Genomic DNA, 18,617 nt, shown 5'->3' on the forward strand with positions numbered 1-18,617 from the left:
TTGCTGCTTAATTCCGCGGTGCAGCATGTTGGAGTGCTCATAAGGTTCTTGGGAGGCCGTTTTGAAGATATCGAAAATTCTCGTTGCCAATCGTTCGGAGATCGCAATCCGCGTATTTCGCGCCGCCAACGAGCTCGGTATAAAAACGGTCGCCATCTGGGCCGAAGAGGACAAGTTGTCCCTGCACCGCTTCAAGGCGGATGAAAGCTATCAGGTCGGACGTGGCCCGCATCTTGCCAAGGATATGGGTCCGATCGAGAGCTATCTGTCGATCGAGGAAGTGATCCGCGTCGCCAAGCTCTCGGGCGCTGACGCCATCCATCCAGGCTACGGCCTTCTTTCGGAAAGCCCCGAATTCGTCGACGCCTGCGATGCCGCCGGCATCACCTTCATCGGCCCGCGCCCGGCAACCATGCGTCAGCTCGGCAACAAGGTGGCCGCCCGCAATCTGGCGATTTCGGTTGGCGTGCCGGTTGTTCCGGCGACCGAGCCTCTGCCGGATGATCTTGCGCAGGTGGAACGTATGGCCGAGGAGATCGGCTACCCGGTGATGCTGAAAGCCTCCTGGGGCGGCGGCGGTCGCGGCATGCGCGCCATTCGCAAAAAGGAAGATCTGGCGCGCGAAGTCACAGAAGCCAAGCGCGAAGCCAAGGCGGCCTTCGGCAAGGACGAAGTCTATCTGGAAAAGCTGGTGGAACGCGCCCGCCACGTGGAAAGCCAGATCCTTGGCGATACGCATGGCAATGTCGTCCATCTCTTCGAGCGTGACTGCTCCATCCAGCGGCGTAACCAGAAGGTGGTCGAGCGCGCGCCAGCGCCCTATCTGTCGGAATCGCAGCGCCAGGAGCTTGCCAATTACTCGCTGAAGATCGCAGCGGCGACGAATTACATCGGCGCCGGCACGGTCGAGTATCTGATGGATGCCGATACCGGCAAGTTCTACTTCATCGAGGTCAATCCGCGCATCCAGGTGGAGCACACGGTGACCGAAGTCGTCACCGGCATCGATATCGTCAAGGCGCAGATCCACATTCTCGAGGGTGCTGCCATAGGCACGCCCGAATCCGGCGTGCCTGAGCAGAAGGATATCCGTCTCAACGGCCACGCGCTTCAGTGCCGCATCACCACGGAAGATCCCGAGCACAATTTCATTCCCGATTACGGTCGCATCACGGCCTATCGTTCGGCCTCAGGCTTCGGCATTCGCCTGGATGGCGGCACGTCCTATAGCGGCGCCGTCATCACCCGCTATTACGATCCGCTGCTCGTCAAGGTCACCGCATGGGCGCCAAAACCGGATGAGGCGATCAGCCGTATGGACCGCGCGCTGCGCGAATTCCGTATCCGCGGCGTGGCGACCAATCTCACCTTCCTGGAAGCAATCATCGGTCACGAGAGCTTCCGCACCAACACCTACACGACTCGCTTCATCGACTCGACGCCTGAGCTTTTCGCCCAGGTGAAGCGTCAGGACCGCGCCACCAAGCTTCTGACCTATCTGGCCGACGTCACCGTCAACGGTCACCCGGAAACCAAGGGTCGCGCCACGCCGTCCGACAAGGCCGTCAAGCCTGTCGTGCCCTACATCGAAGCGCCGACGCCGGACGGTACGAAGCAGTTGCTGGACAGTTTGGGGCCGAAAGGCTTTGCCGACTGGATGCGCAACGAAAAGCGCGTCCTCGTCACCGACACCACCATGCGCGATGGTCACCAGTCGCTTCTGGCAACGCGCGTTCGCACCCATGACATTGCCCGCGTGGCGAGCGTCTATGCCAAAGCACTTCCGCAGCTTCTGTCGCTGGAGTGCTGGGGCGGTGCGACCTTCGACGTCTCCATGCGCTTCCTGACCGAAGACCCATGGGAGCGTCTGGCGCTGATCCGCGAAGGCGCGCCAAACCTGCTTCTGCAGATGCTTCTGCGCGGCGCCAATGGCGTCGGCTACAAGAACTATCCCGACAACGTCGTCAAATATTTCGTCCGTCAGGCGGCAAAGGGTGGGGTCGATCTCTTCCGCGTCTTCGATTGCCTGAACTGGGTCGAAAACATGCGCGTCTCGATGGATGCGATTGCCGAAGAGAACAAGCTCTGCGAGGCTACCATCTGCTACACGGGCGACCTGCTGAATTCGGCGCGGCCGAAATACGATCTCAAATATTACACCAATCTTGCCGCTGAGCTTGAAAAGGCCGGCGCGCATATCATCGCCGTCAAGGATATGGCGGGTCTTCTGAAGCCTGCCGCCGCGAAGGTTCTGTTCAAGGCCCTGCGCGAAGCAACCGGCCTTCCGATCCATTTCCATACGCATGATACGTCGGGCATTGCTGCCGCCACCGTGCTCGCCGCAGTCGACGCGGGCGTGGATGCCGTGGATGCGGCGATGGATGCCTTCTCCGGCACCACCTCGCAGCCCTGCCTCGGTTCCATCGTCGAGGCATTGTCCGGTTCGGAACGCGACACGGGTCTCGATGCGGAGTGGATCCGCCGCATCTCCTTCTATTGGGAAGCGGTGCGCAACCAGTATGTGGCCTTCGAAAGCGATCTCAAGGGACCGGCATCCGAAGTCTATCTGCACGAAATGCCAGGCGGCCAGTTCACCAACCTCAAGGAACAGGCGCGGTCGCTCGGCCTGGAAAGCCGTTGGCATGAGGTGGCGCAGGCCTATGCCGATGCCAACAAGATGTTCGGCGATATCGTCAAGGTCACGCCATCCTCCAAGGTGGTCGGCGACATGGCACTGATGATGGTCAGCCAGGATCTGACGGTGGCCGATGTCGAAAACCCGGAAAGGGAAGTTTCCTTCCCGGACTCGGTCGTCTCCATGCTCAAGGGCGATCTCGGCCAATCGCCGGGCGGCTGGCCTGAAGCGCTGCAGAAGAAGGCCTTGAAGGGCGAGAAGCCGTATACGGTTCGTCCCGGCTCGCTTCTGGAAGATGCCGACCTCGATGCGGAGCGCAAGGCGATCGAAACCAAGCTGGAGCGTCCGGTCGATGATTTCGAGTTTGCCTCCTATCTGATGTATCCGAAGGTCTTTACCGATTTCGCGCTTGCTTCGGAAACCTACGGTCCTGTCTCGGTGCTGCCGACCCATGCTTACTTCTACGGCATGGAAGACGGCGAGGAGCTGTTTGCCGATATCGAACGCGGCAAGACCCTCGTCATCGTCAACCAGGCGTCTTCGGGCGTCGACGACAAGGGCATGGTTACCATCTTCTTCGAGATCAACGGCCAGCCGCGCCGCATCAAGGTGCCGAACCGTGCCCATGGTGCCAGTGGCTCGGCTGCGCGCCGCAAGGCAGAGCCGGGGAATGCCGCCCATGTCGGCGCGCCGATGCCGGGCGTTATCTCCCGCGTCTTTGCCAATGCCGGCCAGGAGGTGAAGGCGGGCGACGTTCTGGTTTCCATCGAAGCGATGAAGATGGAAACGGCCCTGCATGCCGAGCGAGACGGCAAAATCGCCGAAGTCCTGGTACGGCCAAGTGACCAGATCGACGCCAAGGATCTGCTGGTCGTCTACGCCGAGTAACGAAGCGACATCAAGAGTGACGACAATGCCCGCCACCGTGCGGGCATTTCCGCTTGTGGATAAGCCTTCCTGCATGTATGCGTGTTTGTGCACGATTCCACATGTTGGTGCCGAATGTCCAAAATCGACCACTTCGTCAGCGAGCGTCAGACGCTCATCTTCGCCGAGCTGCAGAGCAAGGGCCGCGTTCTTGCGCAGGATCTCGCCCAGGCTTTCGATGTTTCGGAAGACACGATCCGGCGCGATCTTCGCGATATGGCAGGGCGTGGACTTTGCGAGCGCGTCTATGGCGGGGCGCTGATATACGGTGGCAAGACGGTGCCGCTCAGCCACCGTGTCACGGATATGCAGGACCGCAAGGATGCGCTCGGCCAAGCGGCGGCGGCGTGCATCGCACCGAAAATGACGATCTTTCTCGACGCCGGCTCCACCAATCTTGCCGTTGCCCGTCACTTGCCGAAGGGCGCGGGGCTGACCGTCATCACCAATACGCCAGTGATTGCGGCAGAACTGTCCGGCCGCGCCGATCTGGAACTGATCGTGGTCGGCGGGCGGATTGATCCCGCCGTCGGTGCCGCCATCGATACAATGGCGATCTCTCAGCTGGAGGATATGCGGCCCGACCTCTGCATCCTCGGTGTCTGCGGCATGACGGCTGATGGCGGGCTCTCCGCCGACATCTATCAGGACGCGACCTTCAAGCGGCTGGCCTGCAAGGCGAGTGCCAGAACCTTGGCGGCGCTCACCACCGAGAAGCTTGGTATGGGCGCAGCCTTCCATGTGGCGGCGCTCACCCCCGATCTCACCCTTGTCCTGGAGAGCGATGCGGATGAGGCTTTCGTTCGCGATCTCAGGAGACAAAATCTCGACATTCATCTTGCCGGGCGTGACGCCCGTGCGTCATCCCATCCGCATTCACCGAAGGACCAGCCCGCATGACCGGCTCCCCCATGTCCGTCTCCACCGCCCGCACCCCCTATATGACGAAAAACCGCTTTGGCGTCTCTTTGCTGTTCCTGATGAACGGCTTCATGATGGGCTCCTGGGCGCCGATGATTCCCGAATTTGCCAAGCGCCTTTCGCTGAGCGAAGCTGAGCTCGGGCTCGTCATTCTCGTCTTCGGTCTCGGCTCGCTGTCCTGCATGCCGGTTGCCGGTTCGCAGATCGCCCGTATCGGGTCGCGCTCGGTGACGCTCTTCTGCGCCGCCATCTTTGTGCCGACACTACTTCTCATCACGCTCTCCAATACCGTCTGGGCGGGCGTCATCACCGTCTTTCTCTTCGGCGGTCTGACGGGCGCCATGGATGTGGCAATGAATGCCAATGCCGTTGCGGTGGAACGCGGTATGCGGCGCGCCATCATGTCGTCATGCCACGCCTTCTGGAGCCTTGGCGGCCTGATCGGTGCGGGTCTTGGCGGTCTGCTCATCACCAAGATCGGCATTTATGGTCATGCCGTTGCGCTCACCATCATCGCTGCAGCCCTTCTTGCAATTGCCTGGCCGCGCGTCATGATGGATCGTCCGCACCCTGAAGAAGAACGGCCGAAGGGTGGCTTGCCGCTTACACCGCTGCCCTGGATCATCGGCCTCATGGCGCTGTTTTCCATGGTGCCGGAGGGTGCGGTCCTCGATTGGGGTGCGCTCTATCTGCGCAACGAGCTTGGCGCATCGGTTGCCGTGTCGGGCTTTGCTTTCGCCGCCTTCTCGCTGACCATGGCGGTCATGCGCTTTGCGGGCGACCTGGTGCGCGAGCGACTCGGTGCCGTGCGCACGTTGCAAGTCTGCTCGGCCCTATCCATCATCGGTCTTCTGATTGCGGGTGCTGCCGGAGACGCTTTCATTGCCATTATCGGCTTTGCCATTGCCGGTATCGGCATCTCCAACATGGTGCCGATCGCTTTTTCCGCTGCCGGCAACATGCCGGGGCTGGCGCCTGGCATCGGTCTGTCTGTCGTCACCACCATGGGCTATTCCGGCATTCTGGTCGCGCCCTCGGCCATTGGCTTCATTGCCGAACATACCGGGCTTGCGACCGTGTTCCTGTTCATTCCGCTTCTGCACGTGGTCGTGCTGCTGCTCTCCAGGCTCGCTCGTCATGCCGACGGGGCTAGCGGTCACTGAGCCACGCCAATCGTTCCGTGCGTCTGGAGCGCTTCCAATCTCTAAGGAAGCGCTCTCGTTTTGGGTCGGGCGTAAGACGGGCTCGAATTTTGCCATGATTGCGGTAAAATAAAGCACGGCGCGCAAAAGTGTGAAGCGGTTTTGCGATAACGCCATGCGAACAAGAAGACCGTACAGTGTGAGAGCGAAGCGACACGCTTTAACAGTTGACTGCTTCGATGTTGACAAGGCGCCCGCCTTGATCCACCTGAATGAAGACCCTCACCGCAGTTGCAGAGACCATGATGAACGCACACGCCGATTACGATCCGAAGCCCCGCCGCGCCTCCGTTGCCGTCGATGTCGGTGGCGTGATCGTCGGTGGCGGTGCGCCGGTCGTGGTGCAATCCATGACCAATACGGACACGGCCGATATCGATGCGACGGTCCAGCAGGTTGCAGCCCTTCATCGCGCGGGCTCGGAGATCGTCCGCATCACCGTGGACCGGGATGAGAGCGCTGCCGCCGTTCCGAAAATCCGCGACCGCCTGTTGCGGCTTGGCATGGACGTGCCGCTCGTCGGTGACTTTCACTATATCGGCCACAAGCTGCTCGCCGATCATCCGGCCTGTGCCGAGGCTCTGGCGAAATACCGCATCAATCCCGGCAATGTCGGCTTCAAGGACAAGAAGGACAAGCAGTTCGGCGACATCATCGAGATGGCGATCCGCTATGACAAGCCGGTGCGCATCGGCGTCAACTGGGGTTCGCTCGATCAGGAACTGCTGACGAGCCTTATGGACAAGAACAAGGATGCCGGCTTTCCGCTGTCCGCCCGGCAGGTCACGCGCGAAGCCATCGTCCAGTCGGCGCTGATTTCCGCCGAGCTTGCCGAAGAGATCGGCCTGCCGCGCAACCGGATCATTCTCTCCGCCAAGGTCAGCCAGGTTCAGGATCTGATTGCGGTCTATTCCATGCTGTCGGAGCGCTCCGACCACGCGCTGCATCTCGGCCTCACCGAAGCCGGCATGGGTTCCAAGGGCATCGTCGCCTCGTCGGCTGCCATGGGTTATGTGCTGCAGCAGGGCATTGGCGATACGATCCGCGTGTCGCTCACACCGGAGCCGAATGGCGATCGCACCCGCGAAGTGCAGGTGGCGCAGGAACTGTTGCAGGTCATGGGCTTTCGTCAGTTCATTCCCGTGGTCGCGGCCTGTCCGGGATGCGGGCGCACGACGTCGACCGTCTTCCAGGAACTGGCGCAGAACATCCAGAACGATATTCGCAAGAACATGCCGGTCTGGCGTGAGAAATATCCAGGCGTCGAAGCGCTGAACGTTGCCGTCATGGGCTGCATCGTCAATGGTCCGGGCGAAAGCAAGCATGCCGATATCGGCATTTCGCTGCCGGGAACCGGCGAGAGCCCTTCCGCACCCGTCTTTATCGATGGTGAAAAGGCGTTGACCTTGCGCGGTCCGAACATCGCCTCGGACTTCGAGGCGCTGGTCATCGACTATATCGAAAAACGTTTTGGCCAAAAGGACGCGGCGGAGTGAGTCTCGACCGTGAAAATGCCCGAATCGCTGTGTCTTACCTCCCGAAACTCACGGAGCAATGATTTCCAATGATCAAGAAGTTTGCTGTTCTTGCGCTTGCCGCAACTTACCTTTCCGCCTGCACCACGACCGACCCCTACACGGGTGAGCAGAAGGTCTCCAACATGGCGGGCGGCGCGGGGCTTGGCGCGCTGGCCGGTGCGGTTGGCGGTCTGGCGATCGGCGGCGGCAACAAGGGCCGCAACGCGCTGATCGGTGCCGGTATCGGCGCGCTCGCCGGCGGCGCAATCGGCGGCTATATGGACAATCAGGAAGCCGAGCTTCGCCAGCAGTTGCAGGGTACCGGCGTCTCCGTCACACGCCGCGGCGACAGCATCGTGCTCAACATGCCGTCCAACATCACCTTCGCAACGGACCAGGATCAGGTGATCCCGCCATTCTACCCGACGCTGAATTCGGTCGCGATCGTTCTGAACAAGTTCAACAAGACCTATATCGACGTCAACGGCTTCACCGACTCCACCGGCAGCCTGAACCACAACCAGCTCCTGTCGCAGCGCCGCGCCGCCTCGGTTGCCAATTATCTCGCAAGCCAGGGTGTCGATCAGCGCCGCATGTCCACCATGGGCTTCGGCCCGTCGCAGCCGGTGGCATCCAACGCCACGCCGGATGGCCGCGCCCAGAACCGCCGCGTGGAAGTGTTGATCTCGCCGCTGACGCAGAACGGCTAAGACGCAATCACGCCTGTCGGATTTAGAAAAGGGCTGCTTTGGCGGCCCTTTTTGTTGTGGCTGTGGAGATAGTGGGCAAGTGTGAGAGACGCTTACGCTCTCAGCTCTTTCGCTCAGCTATAAAGCGTGCCGCTTCCACCAGGATCTCCGCCTTGTCGCCATAGGGCGCGAGCAGGTTTGCGGCATCGTGTACCTGCTCCTGAAGTTTTTCGCGTGCCCAGTCTTCGCCACGCAGTGCCACCAGCGTGCCTTTGCCGCGCGCGGCGTCCTTACCGGTGGCCTTGCCCATCGTGGCGGCGTCGGAGGTGAGATCGAGGAGATCGTCAGCAAGCTGGAAGGCGAGGCCGATCTTTTCGCCGAAGCGGCGCAGCGTCTGGCGGTGAGAGGCATCGTTTCCGGCAATGATCGCACCGGCCTCACAGGCAAAGCGCAGCAGCGCACCGGTCTTCATCGCCTGCAAAGTCACGATGCCCTGTTCGTCCGGTGCCTGTTTTTCTGCCGCCAGATCGAGCGCCTGACCGCCTGCCATGCCGCCAATGCCTGCGGCGCGTGCCAGTGCGAGCACGAGGGCTGTCTTTTGATCGCCTGTCAGCGGCGTTTCCGGGCTTGCGATGATGTCGAAGGCAAGGGTGAGCAGGCTATCGCCCGCAAGGATCGCGGTCGCCTCGTCGAACTTTTTGTGCACTGTCGGCTGGCCGCGACGCAGGTCGTCGTCATCCATGGCGGGAAGATCATCATGCACCAGCGAATAGCAGTGGAGGCATTCCAGTGCGGCGCCCACACGCTGGGCCGCAGCCTCATTGCCGCCGAGCAGCTGTGCCGTCTCAATGACGAGGAAGGGCCGCAGGCGCTTGCCGCCGTTCAGCACGCCGTGGCGCATGGCGTCCAGCAGGTTTGCGGGCCGTGCGATTTCGTCGTCACCGACTGCGCCTGTCAGAAGCTCTGCCAGCAGTTTTTCCGTGCTCGCCGCGTTATCGCGCAGCCTGTTTTCGAATGTCATTGCGCTGCTTCCTTCCATCTCGCGGCTGTTTCGCATGGGGGAAAAGGGCTGGCAAATGTTTTGTTGAAGGGGTGCGGAACTTCACCATCGTGAGTAGCCTTGATGGTGCGAGCGGAATATGAAAGGCTTGATCTGAACCAGCGGGGACGGGATGTGAGCAGTACGCCGGAAAGCGAAAGGGAGTACGAGGCGCTTCCCGACGAGGAGAGCAGGCCGAAGTTGGATATCAAGAACCTCGCCAAACGCGTCGGCATGTTCGTGCTGGCGCTGTTGATCCTGCCCTATCTGCTGATCCCTCTCTATGCGCTTCCCTTCATTCGTCCCGTCTCGACGCTGATGCTTGCCGATCTGGTGACCTTCCAGGGCTACGATCGGCAATGGGTGCCGCTTGAAGATATTTCTCCCCGCCTCATCCAGTCGGTAATGATGTCGGAAGACGGCCAGTTCTGTTTTCACCATGGCGTGGACTGGAACCAGATGCAGGATGTCGTCAACGACGCGCTGGAAGGCGAGGCGACACGTGGCGCCAGCACCATTCCGATGCAGACGGCCAAGAACCTATTTCTGTGGAACGGGCGATCCCTGATCCGCAAGGGTATGGAGCTTCCGCTTGCGCTCGTTTCCGACTTCGTCTGGTCGAAAAAGCGGATGATGGAGATCTATCTCAATATCGCAGAATGGGGCCCGGGCATTTACGGCATCGAGGCTGCAGCGCAATACCATTTCAAGGTGCCAGCCTCCAAGCTCACCTCTCGCCAGGCTGCACTTCTGGCCGTGTCCTTGCCAAACCCGATCGATCGCAATGCCAGCAAGCCCGGTCGCGGCATGCAGCGTCTTGCGGGGTTGATCGAGCGCCGGGCCAGAGGCTCCGGCGCTTATGTGGGCTGCGTGCTGGACTGACCTGCTTCAGCCCTTCGTGAAGATGTAATCCGTTTCCTGCCGCAGCGTTTCGCCGGGGCGAAGGATCGCCTTGGGGAAGCCCTCGTGATTGACGGCGTCCGGCCAGATCTGGGTTTCCAGGCAGAAGCCGGCAAAGGGGCCGTAGTGGCGGCCATCGTGGCCCGGAACGGCGGTGTTCAGCTTGAAGCCGGAATAGAACTGCACGCCGGGTTCCGTGGTGTGGACTTCCAGCGAAATGCCGGAGGCCGGAGCGCGAACATGCGCCACCTTGCGCTTGGCGACACGCTCTGCGGACAGGCAGAAATTGTGGTCGTAAAGCACCTGTTCGCCCTTGTCGTCCTTCAGGCTCATCGGCGTCGGCTGGCGCAGATCGAACACCGTTCCAGAGACAGGGCGAATTTCGCCGGTCGGGATCTGGCGCTCATCGGTCGGCAGATAGTGATCGGCGGCTATTTCGATCTCGTGGTCGAGCGCGGTTTCGGCGCCGTCGAGATTGAAATAGGAATGCTGGCAGACGTTGGCGATGGTCGGCAGATCGGTCGTCGTTTCATAGAGAACCGAAAGAACGCCGCCTTCGCGGATGGTGTAGGTTGCCGTCATCGTGCAGTTGCCGGGATAGCCGGCGCGACCATTCGGATCGATGATCTGCAGAATGACATGGCTTGGCCCGTGCTCCATGATCAGCCAGTTGCGCTTGCCCGTGCCGTCGCTGCCGCCATGAAGATGGCTGACGCCCTTTTCGTTGAGCTCCAGCTGATAGTCCTTGCCGTCGATCGAGAATGTGCCGCCACCGATGCGGTTGGCATTTCGGCCAGGCGTCGCACCAAAGTAGGAGGAGTATTTTGGGTAGTCGTCAAAGGCGTCGAAGCCGAGCACCAGCGGCGGCTGATGACCGTCAAGGCGCAGATCCTGGATGACCGCACCCCAGGTCATCACCTTGGCGGTCAGGCCGTCGGCGGAAATCGTCACCCGCTCGACCTTTTCGCCAGTGGCCGTAATGCCGAAATTCTCCCGTGCGCCTGCTTCGCTCATCCCGAATTCTCCCTGTCGCTTGCGATTTGCGCCGGACGTTGCGTCATTTTGGCGTCTGGCGCAACGCCGGCATGTCAAATTCTTGGAGGCTCCTGATCAACGGGTCGTCGTGCCGATCTCGGCCAGTTCGTAAGGTGTGGTCTGGTAGATCTCGTTGATCCAGTTGCCGAAGAACAGATGGGCGTGGCTGCGCCAACGGTTGAGCGGGGTTAGCGCCGGGTCGTTATGCGGGAAGTAGTCATGCGGCAGCTTGATCGGCACGCCGGAATTCACGTCGCGGAAATATTCGTCTCCCAGCGAGGTGGAGTCATATTCCACGTGGTTGAACATATAGAGACGCTTGCCGCGCTTCTCATGCACCAGGCACACGCCCATCTCCTCGGACTCCATCAGGATTTCGAGGTCGGGATGCTTCTCGATATCGGCGCGGCGCACCTCCGTCCAGCGGGACACCGGCACCTGGAAGTCGTCGGAGAAGCCGTTGAGGTAGATGGAGGCCGGGCAGAGGTTGCGGTGACGATAAACGCCGAAGGCCTTCTCCTTCAATTCGTGCTTCGGCACGCCATGAAAATGGTAGATCGCCGCCATCGCACCCCAGCAGACATTCAGCGTCGAATGCACATTGGTCTCCGTCCAGTCGAAGATCTTCTTCATCTCTTCCCAGTAGGTCACGTCCTCATAAGCAAGCGTCTCGACTGGAGCACCGGTGATGATGAAGCCGTCGAACTTGCGGTGACGCACCTCTTCCCACGTCTCGTAGAAGGAGAGCAGGTGTTCTTCCGGCGTGTTCTTGGCGCGGTGTCCGCCGATGCGCACCAGCGACAGTTCCACCTGCAGTGGCGAGGCGCCGACAAGGCGGGCCATCTGGATTTCGGTCTTGATCTTGTTCGGCATGAGGTTCAGGAGCCCGATCTGGAGCGGGCGGATATCCTGACGGATCGCCATGGTCTCGGTCATCACCCGCACGCCCTCATTCACGAGGGTTTCGAAGGCGGGCAGCGTATCGGGAATCTTGATGGGCATCGCGAACTCTCACGTCCAAAACAAAAAACCGGCAGCGAAATCGCAACCGGTCCTCGGAAATTGCCTGTTTCCTCGACCCTTTAGCGACTTCTTTAAAGTGGCTGCAAGCCGGTCGGCAAATCACCACTGGGGGCTGTCATAATCCCGTCCGGCCGAAAAATCAATATCGCCGCCCTCTGCAGCGTTTCCGCCTTTCCTTGGGACAAGGTTTCGCGATAAGGCAGGGCATGAGATCGGATCACTTCACCATTCTGCTGGGCGGCGATATCGCGGTAACGGATCGCCTGCAAAAGGCGGTTGCCGGATCGCGCGTGATTGCCGCCGATAGCGGTATGAAACATGCCAGGCCGCTCGCTCTCACCCCTGAGCTGTGGGTGGGCGATTTCGATTCCGCCGATGCGGCGCTTGTCGACGAATGGCCGGATGTGCCGCAACAGCCATTTCCAGCTGCCAAGGGCGAGACGGATGGCGAGATTGCCGTTTCCGAGGCTTTGGCGCGGGGCGCGAAGCGTCTCACGCTGGTCGGCGCGCTGGCGGGCGAACGATCCGACCATGCGCAGTTTCATCTGCTCTATGCTGTGGCTCTGGCGGAACGCGGCTTCGAGGTGGTGCTGACGTCTGGTGAGGAAGAAGCTTTTCCGCTGCTTGCCGGCGATTTGGCGCTCGATCTGCCTCGGGGCTCGCTGTTTTCGGTTGCCGGTTTTACAGCCCTTTCGGGTCTCGATATCGAGAACGCCCGTTATCCCCTCAACGATTTTGCGCTTGCCTTCGGCTCGTCGCGCACTATGTCCAACGTGGCTGAGGGCGAAATTCGCCTTCGCCTCAAAAGCGGCAAGGCGATCGTGCTTGCCCGTCCCTACGATCTGACCGGAGCCTGATGCCTTGGCACCCCCCATTCTGAAACTCGACGATATCAAGCTGACCTTTGGCGTGACGCCACTTCTGGATGGCGCCAACCTGCAGGTGGAGCCGGGCGATCGTATCTGCCTCGTCGGTCGAAACGGGTCGGGCAAGTCGACGCTGATGAAGATCGCCGCCGGTCTCGTCGAAGCGCAGTCGGGCGAGGTCTTTCGTCATCCGTCCGCGACGATCCGCTATCTGGAGCAGGCGCCGGATTTCGGCGCCTACGACACCGTACAGGCCTATGCCGAATCCGGCCTTGGACCGGGCGACGATCCCTATCGGGTCAGCTATCTGCTGGAACATTTGGGTCTGACCGGCCAGGAAAATCCGTCGAGCCTTTCCGGTGGCGAAGCGCGTCGTGCCGCACTTGCCCGTGTCATGGCGCCGGAGCCCGACATCCTGATGCTGGACGAGCCGACCAACCATCTGGATCTTCCGACCATCGAATGGCTGGAAAGCGAATTGCAGCAGACGCGAAGCGCGCTCGTCCTCATCTCGCACGACCGCCGCTTCCTCGAGAAGGTGTCGACCGCCACCGTCTGGCTTGATCGCGGCCAGTCGCGTCGTCTCAGCCGTGGCTTTGGCTACTTCGAGGAATGGCGCGACAAGGTGCTGGAAGAGGAAGAGCTGGAGCAGCACAAGCTCGGCAAGGCGATCGAGCGCGAAGAGCACTGGATGCGCTACGGCGTGACGGCACGCCGCAAGCGCAACATGCGCCGCGTGGGAGAACTGCGTGACATGCGTGCGGCCTATCGCGGCCACAAGGGTCCGCAGGGCTCCGTGCAGGCAACGGCCGTGGAAGCGCGCGAATCCGGCAAGCTGGTGATCGAGGCCGAGGCCATCACCAAGTCCTATGGCGATCGCACCATCATCGCGCCCTTTTCGCTGCGCGTGCATCGCGGCGATTGCATCGGTCTCGTCGGGCCGAATGGCGCGGGCAAGACCACGCTTCTCAAGATGCTGACCGGTGAGTTGGCGCCTGACAGCGGCACGGTGAAACTCGGCACCAATCTGGAAATCGCCACACTCGACCAGAAGCGTGAGGACCTCAATCCCAACGATACGCTGGCGCATTACCTGACCGATGGTCGCGGCGAGAGCCTGCTGGTCAATGGCGAGCAGAAGCATGTGACCGGCTATATGAAGGACTTTCTGTTCCAGCCGGAACAGGCCCGCACGCCAATCCGCAATCTGTCTGGTGGTGAGCGCGCGCGTCTCATTCTGGCGCGGATCCTGGCAAGACCGACAAACCTACTGATCCTTGATGAGCCGACGAACGATCTCGATATCGAGACCCTCGATCTGCTTCAGGAAATCGTCGCTGGCTTTTCCGGCACCGTCATTCTCGTCAGCCACGACCGTGACTTCCTCGACCGCACGGTGACCTCAACGATCGCGCCTGCCAACCCGGATGCGCCGGACGGCCGCTGGATCGAATATGCCGGCGGCTATTCGGACATGATGGCGCAGCGCAAGGGCGCGGCCGAAGACAAGAAGCGTTCGGAAAAGCAGGAAAAGGCGAAGGCCTCTGCAAGTACAGCGACCAGTGCCGAGCCTTCCAAGGCCAAGGGCAAGCTCTCCTTCAAGCAGAAGTTCGCGCTGGAAAACCTGCCGAAGGAAATGGAAAAGCTGCAGGGCGAGATCGCCAAGCGCGAAGAGCGCATGGCCGATCCGCAGCTCTTTGCCAAGGACCCGGCTGCTTTCAACAAGCTGGCGGACGAGATGGCGAAGCTTCGCGAAAAGCTGGACGCCATGGAGGAGGAATGGCTTGAGCTTGAGATGCTGCGCGAAGAGATGGAAGGCTAGCCCACACCATCTTTGACAGCTCATCAAATATGCGGTTCTCTATCCAAAACGGAGGAGCCCCACCATGCGCATGATCTTCGTCAATCTGCCGGTGAAGAATATCGAGACATCGAAAGCCTTCTTCACCGCGCTCGGCTTCAGCTTCAATCCGGAATATTCCGATGAGCGAACGCTGTGCATGATCGTCGAAAAGAACATCTTCGTCATGCTGCTTCAGGAAGAACGCTTCCGCGATTTCATCAATGGCGAGATCGCCGATGCCAATCGCGGCACGGAGGTGCTGACCTGCCTTTCGGCGTCCAGTCGCGAGGAGATCGACAGCATGCTGAAAACAGCGCTGTCTTCCGGTGGGCGCGAGTGGAAACCGGTGCAGGATCACGGCTTCATGTATGCCGCAAGCTTTCAGGATCCCGATGGCCATGTCTGGGAACTGGTTTACATGACGGAGCAGGCATAGGCGCGCGGCGTCACGTCTTGCCAATAACCGATTGTGTCATTACATCTTTTCTCGCTCTAACGGGGTGCTTTGTCGAAAAGACAAGGCTGAGAGGCGTTCGCCAACCCGAAGAACCTGATCCGGTTAACACCGGCGGAGGGATTAGACGGCTTCCATCCAGACGCCTATTCCCGTAACCCATTCGAGAAGGTGTCTGATGTATCGTCGTTTTCTGCTGTCCGGCCTCGTCGCCGTATCCTTCCTCCTGCCAAGCCTTGGCGCTGCGCAGGATAAAAAGGTTCTCACCGTCTACACCTATGAAAGCTTCGTCTCCGAATGGGGTCCCGGTCCCAAGGTGAAGGCGGCGTTCGAGAAGACCTGCGATTGCACCGTCAGTTTCGTCGGCGTCGCCGATGGTGTGGCGCTGCTCAATCGCCTGAAGCTGGAAGGTACAAGCTCCAACGCGGATGTCGTGGTCGGTCTCGATACCAACCTCATTGCCGAAGCCAAGGACACCGGGCTCTTCGAAGCATCGGGCATCGACGCCTCCGCAGCAAAGGTGCCGGGCGGCTTCAAGGACGATGTCTTCGTTCCCTATGATTACGGCCACTTTGCCGTCGTCTACGACACCCAGACGCTGAAGAACCCGCCAAAAAGCCTGAAGGAACTGGTCGAGGGCGACCCGTCGCAGAAGATCGCCATTCAGGATCCGCGGACATCGACGCCGGGTCTCGGCTTGCTGCTCTGGGTCAAGTCGGTCTATGGCGACAAGGCGCCGGAAGCCTGGGCGAAGCTCAAGGATCGCGTGCTGACGGTGACGCCGGGCTGGTCGGAGTCCTACGGACTCTTTACCAAGGGCGAAGTGCCGATGGTGCTTTCCTATACCACATCGCCCGCCTATCACATGGTGGCCGAGCACAGCGAGCGCTATCAGGCTGCAAGCTTCGAGGAAGGCCATTACATTCAGATCGAAGTCGCCGGTTTGTTGAAGAACGCGCCGGAGAAGGAGCTTGGCAAGACGTTCCTTTCCTTCATCCTGACGCCAGGCTTCCAGGATGCCATTCCGGAAAACAACTGGATGATGCCGGTCACCGCCACGTCGCAGCCGCTGCCGGATGCCTTCAACAAGCTGGTCCAGCCGACCAAGACCTTCCTGATGTCGCCGGAAGAGGTGGCGAAGAACCGCAAGGCCTGGATCGATGAGTGGCTGACCGCGATGAGCGTGAAGTAATCTCACGCGACCCCGCCCGTGATTGCGCGCAGCGACAGAAGACGGTTCCTGATCAGTGGCATGGCGGCTTTTTCCGCCGTGTTGCTCTTCATCGGCCTTGCGGTCGTAGCGCTTCTTTCCTTCGATACACAGGCGGCGTCGAACGCCCTCTTCGATACTTATACACTGCGCATTCTCCGCTTCACGCTCTGGCAGGCGACGCTCTCCACCGTTCTTTCGGTGGCGCTCGGTCCACCGGTCGCACTGGCGCTGGCACGCCAGAGGGATTTTCCCGGCCGTATCTGGATCATCCGGCTGATGGCGGTGCCGATGGGTCTGCCCGTGATCGTCGGCGCGCTTGGGCTGATTGCCATCTGGGGCAGGCAGGGGCTGCTCAACGCAGCACTTCTCTCTGCGGGCGCAGAGCAGCCTTTCAGCATCTACGGCCTTTCCGGCATTCTCATTGCCCATGTCTTCTTCAACCTGCCGCTTGCCGTGCGCTTCTTCCTGGCGGGGCTGGAAAGAATGCCCGGCGAATATTGGCGCATGAGTGCCGTGCTCGGCATGAATTCTCTCTCCACGTTCTGCTTCATCGAATGGCCGGTGGTACGGCGGCTCGTACCGGGTGTAGCGGGCCTGATCTTCATGCTCTGCGCCACGAGCTTCACGCTTGTCCTGCTGCTCGGCGGCGGTCCGGCTGCGACGACCGTTGAGGTGGCGATCTATCAGGCGCTCCGCTTCGATTTCGATCCGCCACGCGCCATAGCACTCTCGCTCATGCAGATTGCGATGACCGGCCTGCTTCTCATCTTGCTCTCGTTTCTGCCGGGTGCGGAAGCGGAGGGTCAGACGCACGGCCAGACGGTTCGTCGTTTCGATGCCGCTCGCCCGTTGGCGCGTCTTTGGGATGGGCTTGTCATTGTTCTTGCGATGCTGCTGGTCGGGTCGCCGCTCGTCGCCGTCGCGGCCTCCGGATTGACTGCGGATCTGTGGCGTCTTTTGAGCGCCGAGATATTTCGGCGCGCAGCCATCACCAGCCTGTCGATCGCACTTTTCTCGGCAACGCTCTCGGTTCTGGTCTCCGTGGCGCTCATCCGGGCGCGCCAGGTGGTTGCGGACGACAATGCACCGTCGTGGGGTGCAAGGCTTATCGCGGCGACTTTTGGTGGCGGCGCTTCGATGGTGCTTCTGGTGCCACCCGTCGTGCTGGGCAGTGGCTGGTTTCTGCTGTTGCGCCCCTTTGGCGATGTGTCCCTCTTCGCGCCATTCCTCGTGGCGCTCATCAACATGCTGATGGCCTTGCCCTTTGCCATGCGCGTTCTCGAACCCGCCTTCACGACCCATCAGGCAAGAACCGAAAAACTGGTCTCAAGCCTAGGTCTCACAGGCTTTTCCCGTTTTCGCCTTGTCGATCTTCCGGTCCTGTGGCGCGCCTTCGCCATGGCCTTTTCCTTTGCCATGGCACTGTCGCTTGGCGATCTCGGAGCCGTGGCCCTTTTCGGCTCGGAACGCTTCGTGACCTTGCCGTGGCTCGTCTACAGCAATATGGGCAGCTACCGGACCAATGATGCGGCGGGCTATGCCTTCATCCTAGGCGTCATTTGCCTCATCCTCGCAGCAGGTGGCGTGTCGCGCCAATCCGAGAGAGCGAAAGCAGCGACATGAAGAGTGATCAGGCAAAGGTTACGCTGGAACAGGTCTCGCTGCAGCTTGGACAGCAGCACTTCTGCTTCGACACGTCCTTCGAGGAAGCGAAGGTGACCGCGGTCGTCGGTCCTTCCGGTTCGGGCAAGTCGACGCTTCTCAACCTCGTCGCAGGTTTTGAAAAGCCGACAGGTGGTCGCGTGCTGATCGGGGCCGAAGACATGGGTGGACGCGATCCGGCGGAAAGGCCGATCTCGCTGATCTTCCAGGACAACAACCTCTTCGCCCATCTCGACATCGCCACCAATATCGGCCTCGGGATCAACCCATCGCTTCGCCTTACACAGGAAGACAAGGCAAGGATTGCGTCAGCTCTTGAACGGGTGGGGCTTGCGGGTTTCGAAAAGCGGCTGCCCTCCAGCATGTCCGGTGGTGAACGCCAGCGTGCAGCACTTGCGCGTGCACTGGTTCGTCAGCGCGCGGTCATGCTGCTGGACGAACCCTTTGCAGCGCTGGATCCCGGCTTGCGCGCCGGAATGGCGGGGCTGTTGAAAGAGCTGCAATCGGAGAACGGCAACACGGTTCTCCTCGTCACCCATCACCCGGACGATATTCGCCGTCTTGCTGACGCGGTGGTTTTTCTGTCGGATGGCAAGATCCTGTTTCAGGGCGCGACGGAGGCCTTCTTTTCCGCCACAGACATTCCCGAGGTCGGAGCCTTCCTCCAGAAGTAGTGCGGGGACGTGCCACA

15 protein-coding genes and 2 riboswitches are annotated in these 18,617 nt (G+C 60.7%); of the genes, 12 read left to right on the forward strand and 3 right to left on the reverse strand.

Features of this window, described 5'->3' with window-relative positions; translation table 11 throughout:
- Positions 1–61 precede the first annotated feature (61 nt).
- From pyc to ACTJKV_RS20035, 5 genes are all read left to right on the forward strand, one after another.
- Positions 62–3,523 (forward strand): pyruvate carboxylase, encoded by a 3,462-nt coding sequence (gene pyc, locus ACTJKV_RS20015; RefSeq protein ID WP_274103453.1) that lies wholly within the window; start codon positions 62–64, stop codon positions 3,521–3,523.
- Positions 3,524–3,637: 114 nt separating this feature from the next.
- The gene (locus tag ACTJKV_RS20020; protein ID WP_062424790.1) at positions 3,638–4,462 is read left to right on the forward strand and encodes a DeoR/GlpR family DNA-binding transcription regulator; all 825 of its coding nucleotides are present in this window, start codon (positions 3,638–3,640) and stop codon (positions 4,460–4,462) included.
- Positions 4,459–5,646, forward strand: coding sequence for an MFS transporter (locus ACTJKV_RS20025; protein ID WP_062424791.1), 1,188 nt, complete (start codon positions 4,459–4,461; stop codon positions 5,644–5,646). Before ACTJKV_RS20020 ends, ACTJKV_RS20025 begins: the two co-directional genes overlap by 4 nt.
- 284 nt (positions 5,647–5,930) lie before the next feature.
- Positions 5,931–7,181, forward strand: a complete 1,251-nt coding sequence (ispG, locus tag ACTJKV_RS20030) for a flavodoxin-dependent (E)-4-hydroxy-3-methylbut-2-enyl-diphosphate synthase (RefSeq protein WP_062424814.1) — start codon at positions 5,931–5,933, stop codon at positions 7,179–7,181.
- Between the two features lie 68 nt (positions 7,182–7,249).
- Positions 7,250–7,912, forward strand: a complete 663-nt coding sequence (locus ACTJKV_RS20035; protein WP_062424792.1) for an OmpA family protein — start codon at positions 7,250–7,252, stop codon at positions 7,910–7,912.
- 100 nt (positions 7,913–8,012) lie between these two features.
- Here the strand turns inward: ACTJKV_RS20035 and ACTJKV_RS20040 are convergent, their stop codons facing one another.
- Positions 8,013–8,912 carry a polyprenyl synthetase family protein gene (locus tag ACTJKV_RS20040; protein ID WP_438371327.1) on the reverse strand — a complete coding sequence of 300 codons (900 nt, stop codon included), beginning with the start codon at positions 8,910–8,912 and terminating at the stop codon, positions 8,013–8,015.
- A gap of 252 nt (positions 8,913–9,164) precedes the next feature.
- On the opposite strand from ACTJKV_RS20040, the gene mtgA reads away from it, so the two are divergent.
- Positions 9,165–9,812, forward strand: a complete 648-nt coding sequence (mtgA, locus tag ACTJKV_RS20045; RefSeq protein ID WP_236769768.1) for a monofunctional biosynthetic peptidoglycan transglycosylase — start codon at positions 9,165–9,167, stop codon at positions 9,810–9,812.
- A gap of 6 nt (positions 9,813–9,818) precedes the next feature.
- Here the strand turns inward: mtgA and ACTJKV_RS20050 are convergent, their stop codons facing one another.
- Positions 9,819–10,844 (reverse strand): aldose epimerase family protein, encoded by a 1,026-nt coding sequence (locus tag ACTJKV_RS20050; protein ID WP_274103448.1) that lies wholly within the window; start codon positions 10,842–10,844, stop codon positions 9,819–9,821.
- Positions 10,845–10,940: 96 nt separating this feature from the next.
- A complete protein-coding gene (gene metA / locus ACTJKV_RS20055; protein ID WP_062424953.1) occupies positions 10,941–11,867 on the reverse strand; it encodes a homoserine O-acetyltransferase MetA in 927 nt (308 codons plus the stop codon).
- A gap of 60 nt (positions 11,868–11,927) precedes the next feature.
- A riboswitch (SAM riboswitch) is annotated at positions 11,928–12,004 on the reverse strand.
- A gap of 90 nt (positions 12,005–12,094) precedes the next feature.
- Between metA and ACTJKV_RS20060 the strand changes: the two genes are divergently transcribed.
- The 6 genes from ACTJKV_RS20060 (at position 12,095) to ACTJKV_RS20085 (ending at position 18,600) form a co-directional block, all read left to right on the forward strand.
- A complete protein-coding gene (locus tag ACTJKV_RS20060) occupies positions 12,095–12,745 on the forward strand; it encodes a thiamine diphosphokinase (protein ID WP_274103446.1) in 651 nt (216 codons plus the stop codon).
- A gap of 4 nt (positions 12,746–12,749) precedes the next feature.
- A complete protein-coding gene (locus ACTJKV_RS20065) occupies positions 12,750–14,576 on the forward strand; it encodes an ABC-F family ATP-binding cassette domain-containing protein (protein ID WP_313057854.1) in 1,827 nt (608 codons plus the stop codon).
- A 64-nt stretch (positions 14,577–14,640) separates the two neighbouring features.
- The gene (locus ACTJKV_RS20070) at positions 14,641–15,033 is read left to right on the forward strand and encodes a VOC family protein (protein ID WP_062424950.1); all 393 of its coding nucleotides are present in this window, start codon (positions 14,641–14,643) and stop codon (positions 15,031–15,033) included.
- Positions 15,034–15,083: 50 nt separating this feature from the next.
- Positions 15,084–15,191: riboswitch (TPP riboswitch) on the forward strand.
- Between the two features lie 38 nt (positions 15,192–15,229).
- Positions 15,230–16,243 carry a thiamine ABC transporter substrate binding subunit gene (gene thiB / locus ACTJKV_RS20075; protein ID WP_274103444.1) on the forward strand — a complete coding sequence of 338 codons (1,014 nt, stop codon included), beginning with the start codon at positions 15,230–15,232 and terminating at the stop codon, positions 16,241–16,243.
- An 18-nt stretch (positions 16,244–16,261) separates the two neighbouring features.
- Positions 16,262–17,887, forward strand: coding sequence for a thiamine/thiamine pyrophosphate ABC transporter permease ThiP (thiP, locus tag ACTJKV_RS20080; RefSeq protein WP_274103443.1), 1,626 nt, complete (start codon positions 16,262–16,264; stop codon positions 17,885–17,887).
- Complete coding sequence (locus ACTJKV_RS20085; RefSeq protein WP_113267458.1) at positions 17,884–18,600, forward strand: thiamine ABC transporter ATP-binding protein; 717 nt, start codon at positions 17,884–17,886, stop codon at positions 18,598–18,600. Before thiP ends, ACTJKV_RS20085 begins: the two co-directional genes overlap by 4 nt.
- The last annotated feature ends 17 nt before the right edge of the window (positions 18,601–18,617 follow it).

The sequence above is a fragment of the Agrobacterium sp. 22117 genome (assembly GCF_052045735.1).
Lineage (GTDB): Bacteria > Pseudomonadota > Alphaproteobacteria > Rhizobiales > Rhizobiaceae > Agrobacterium > Agrobacterium cavarae.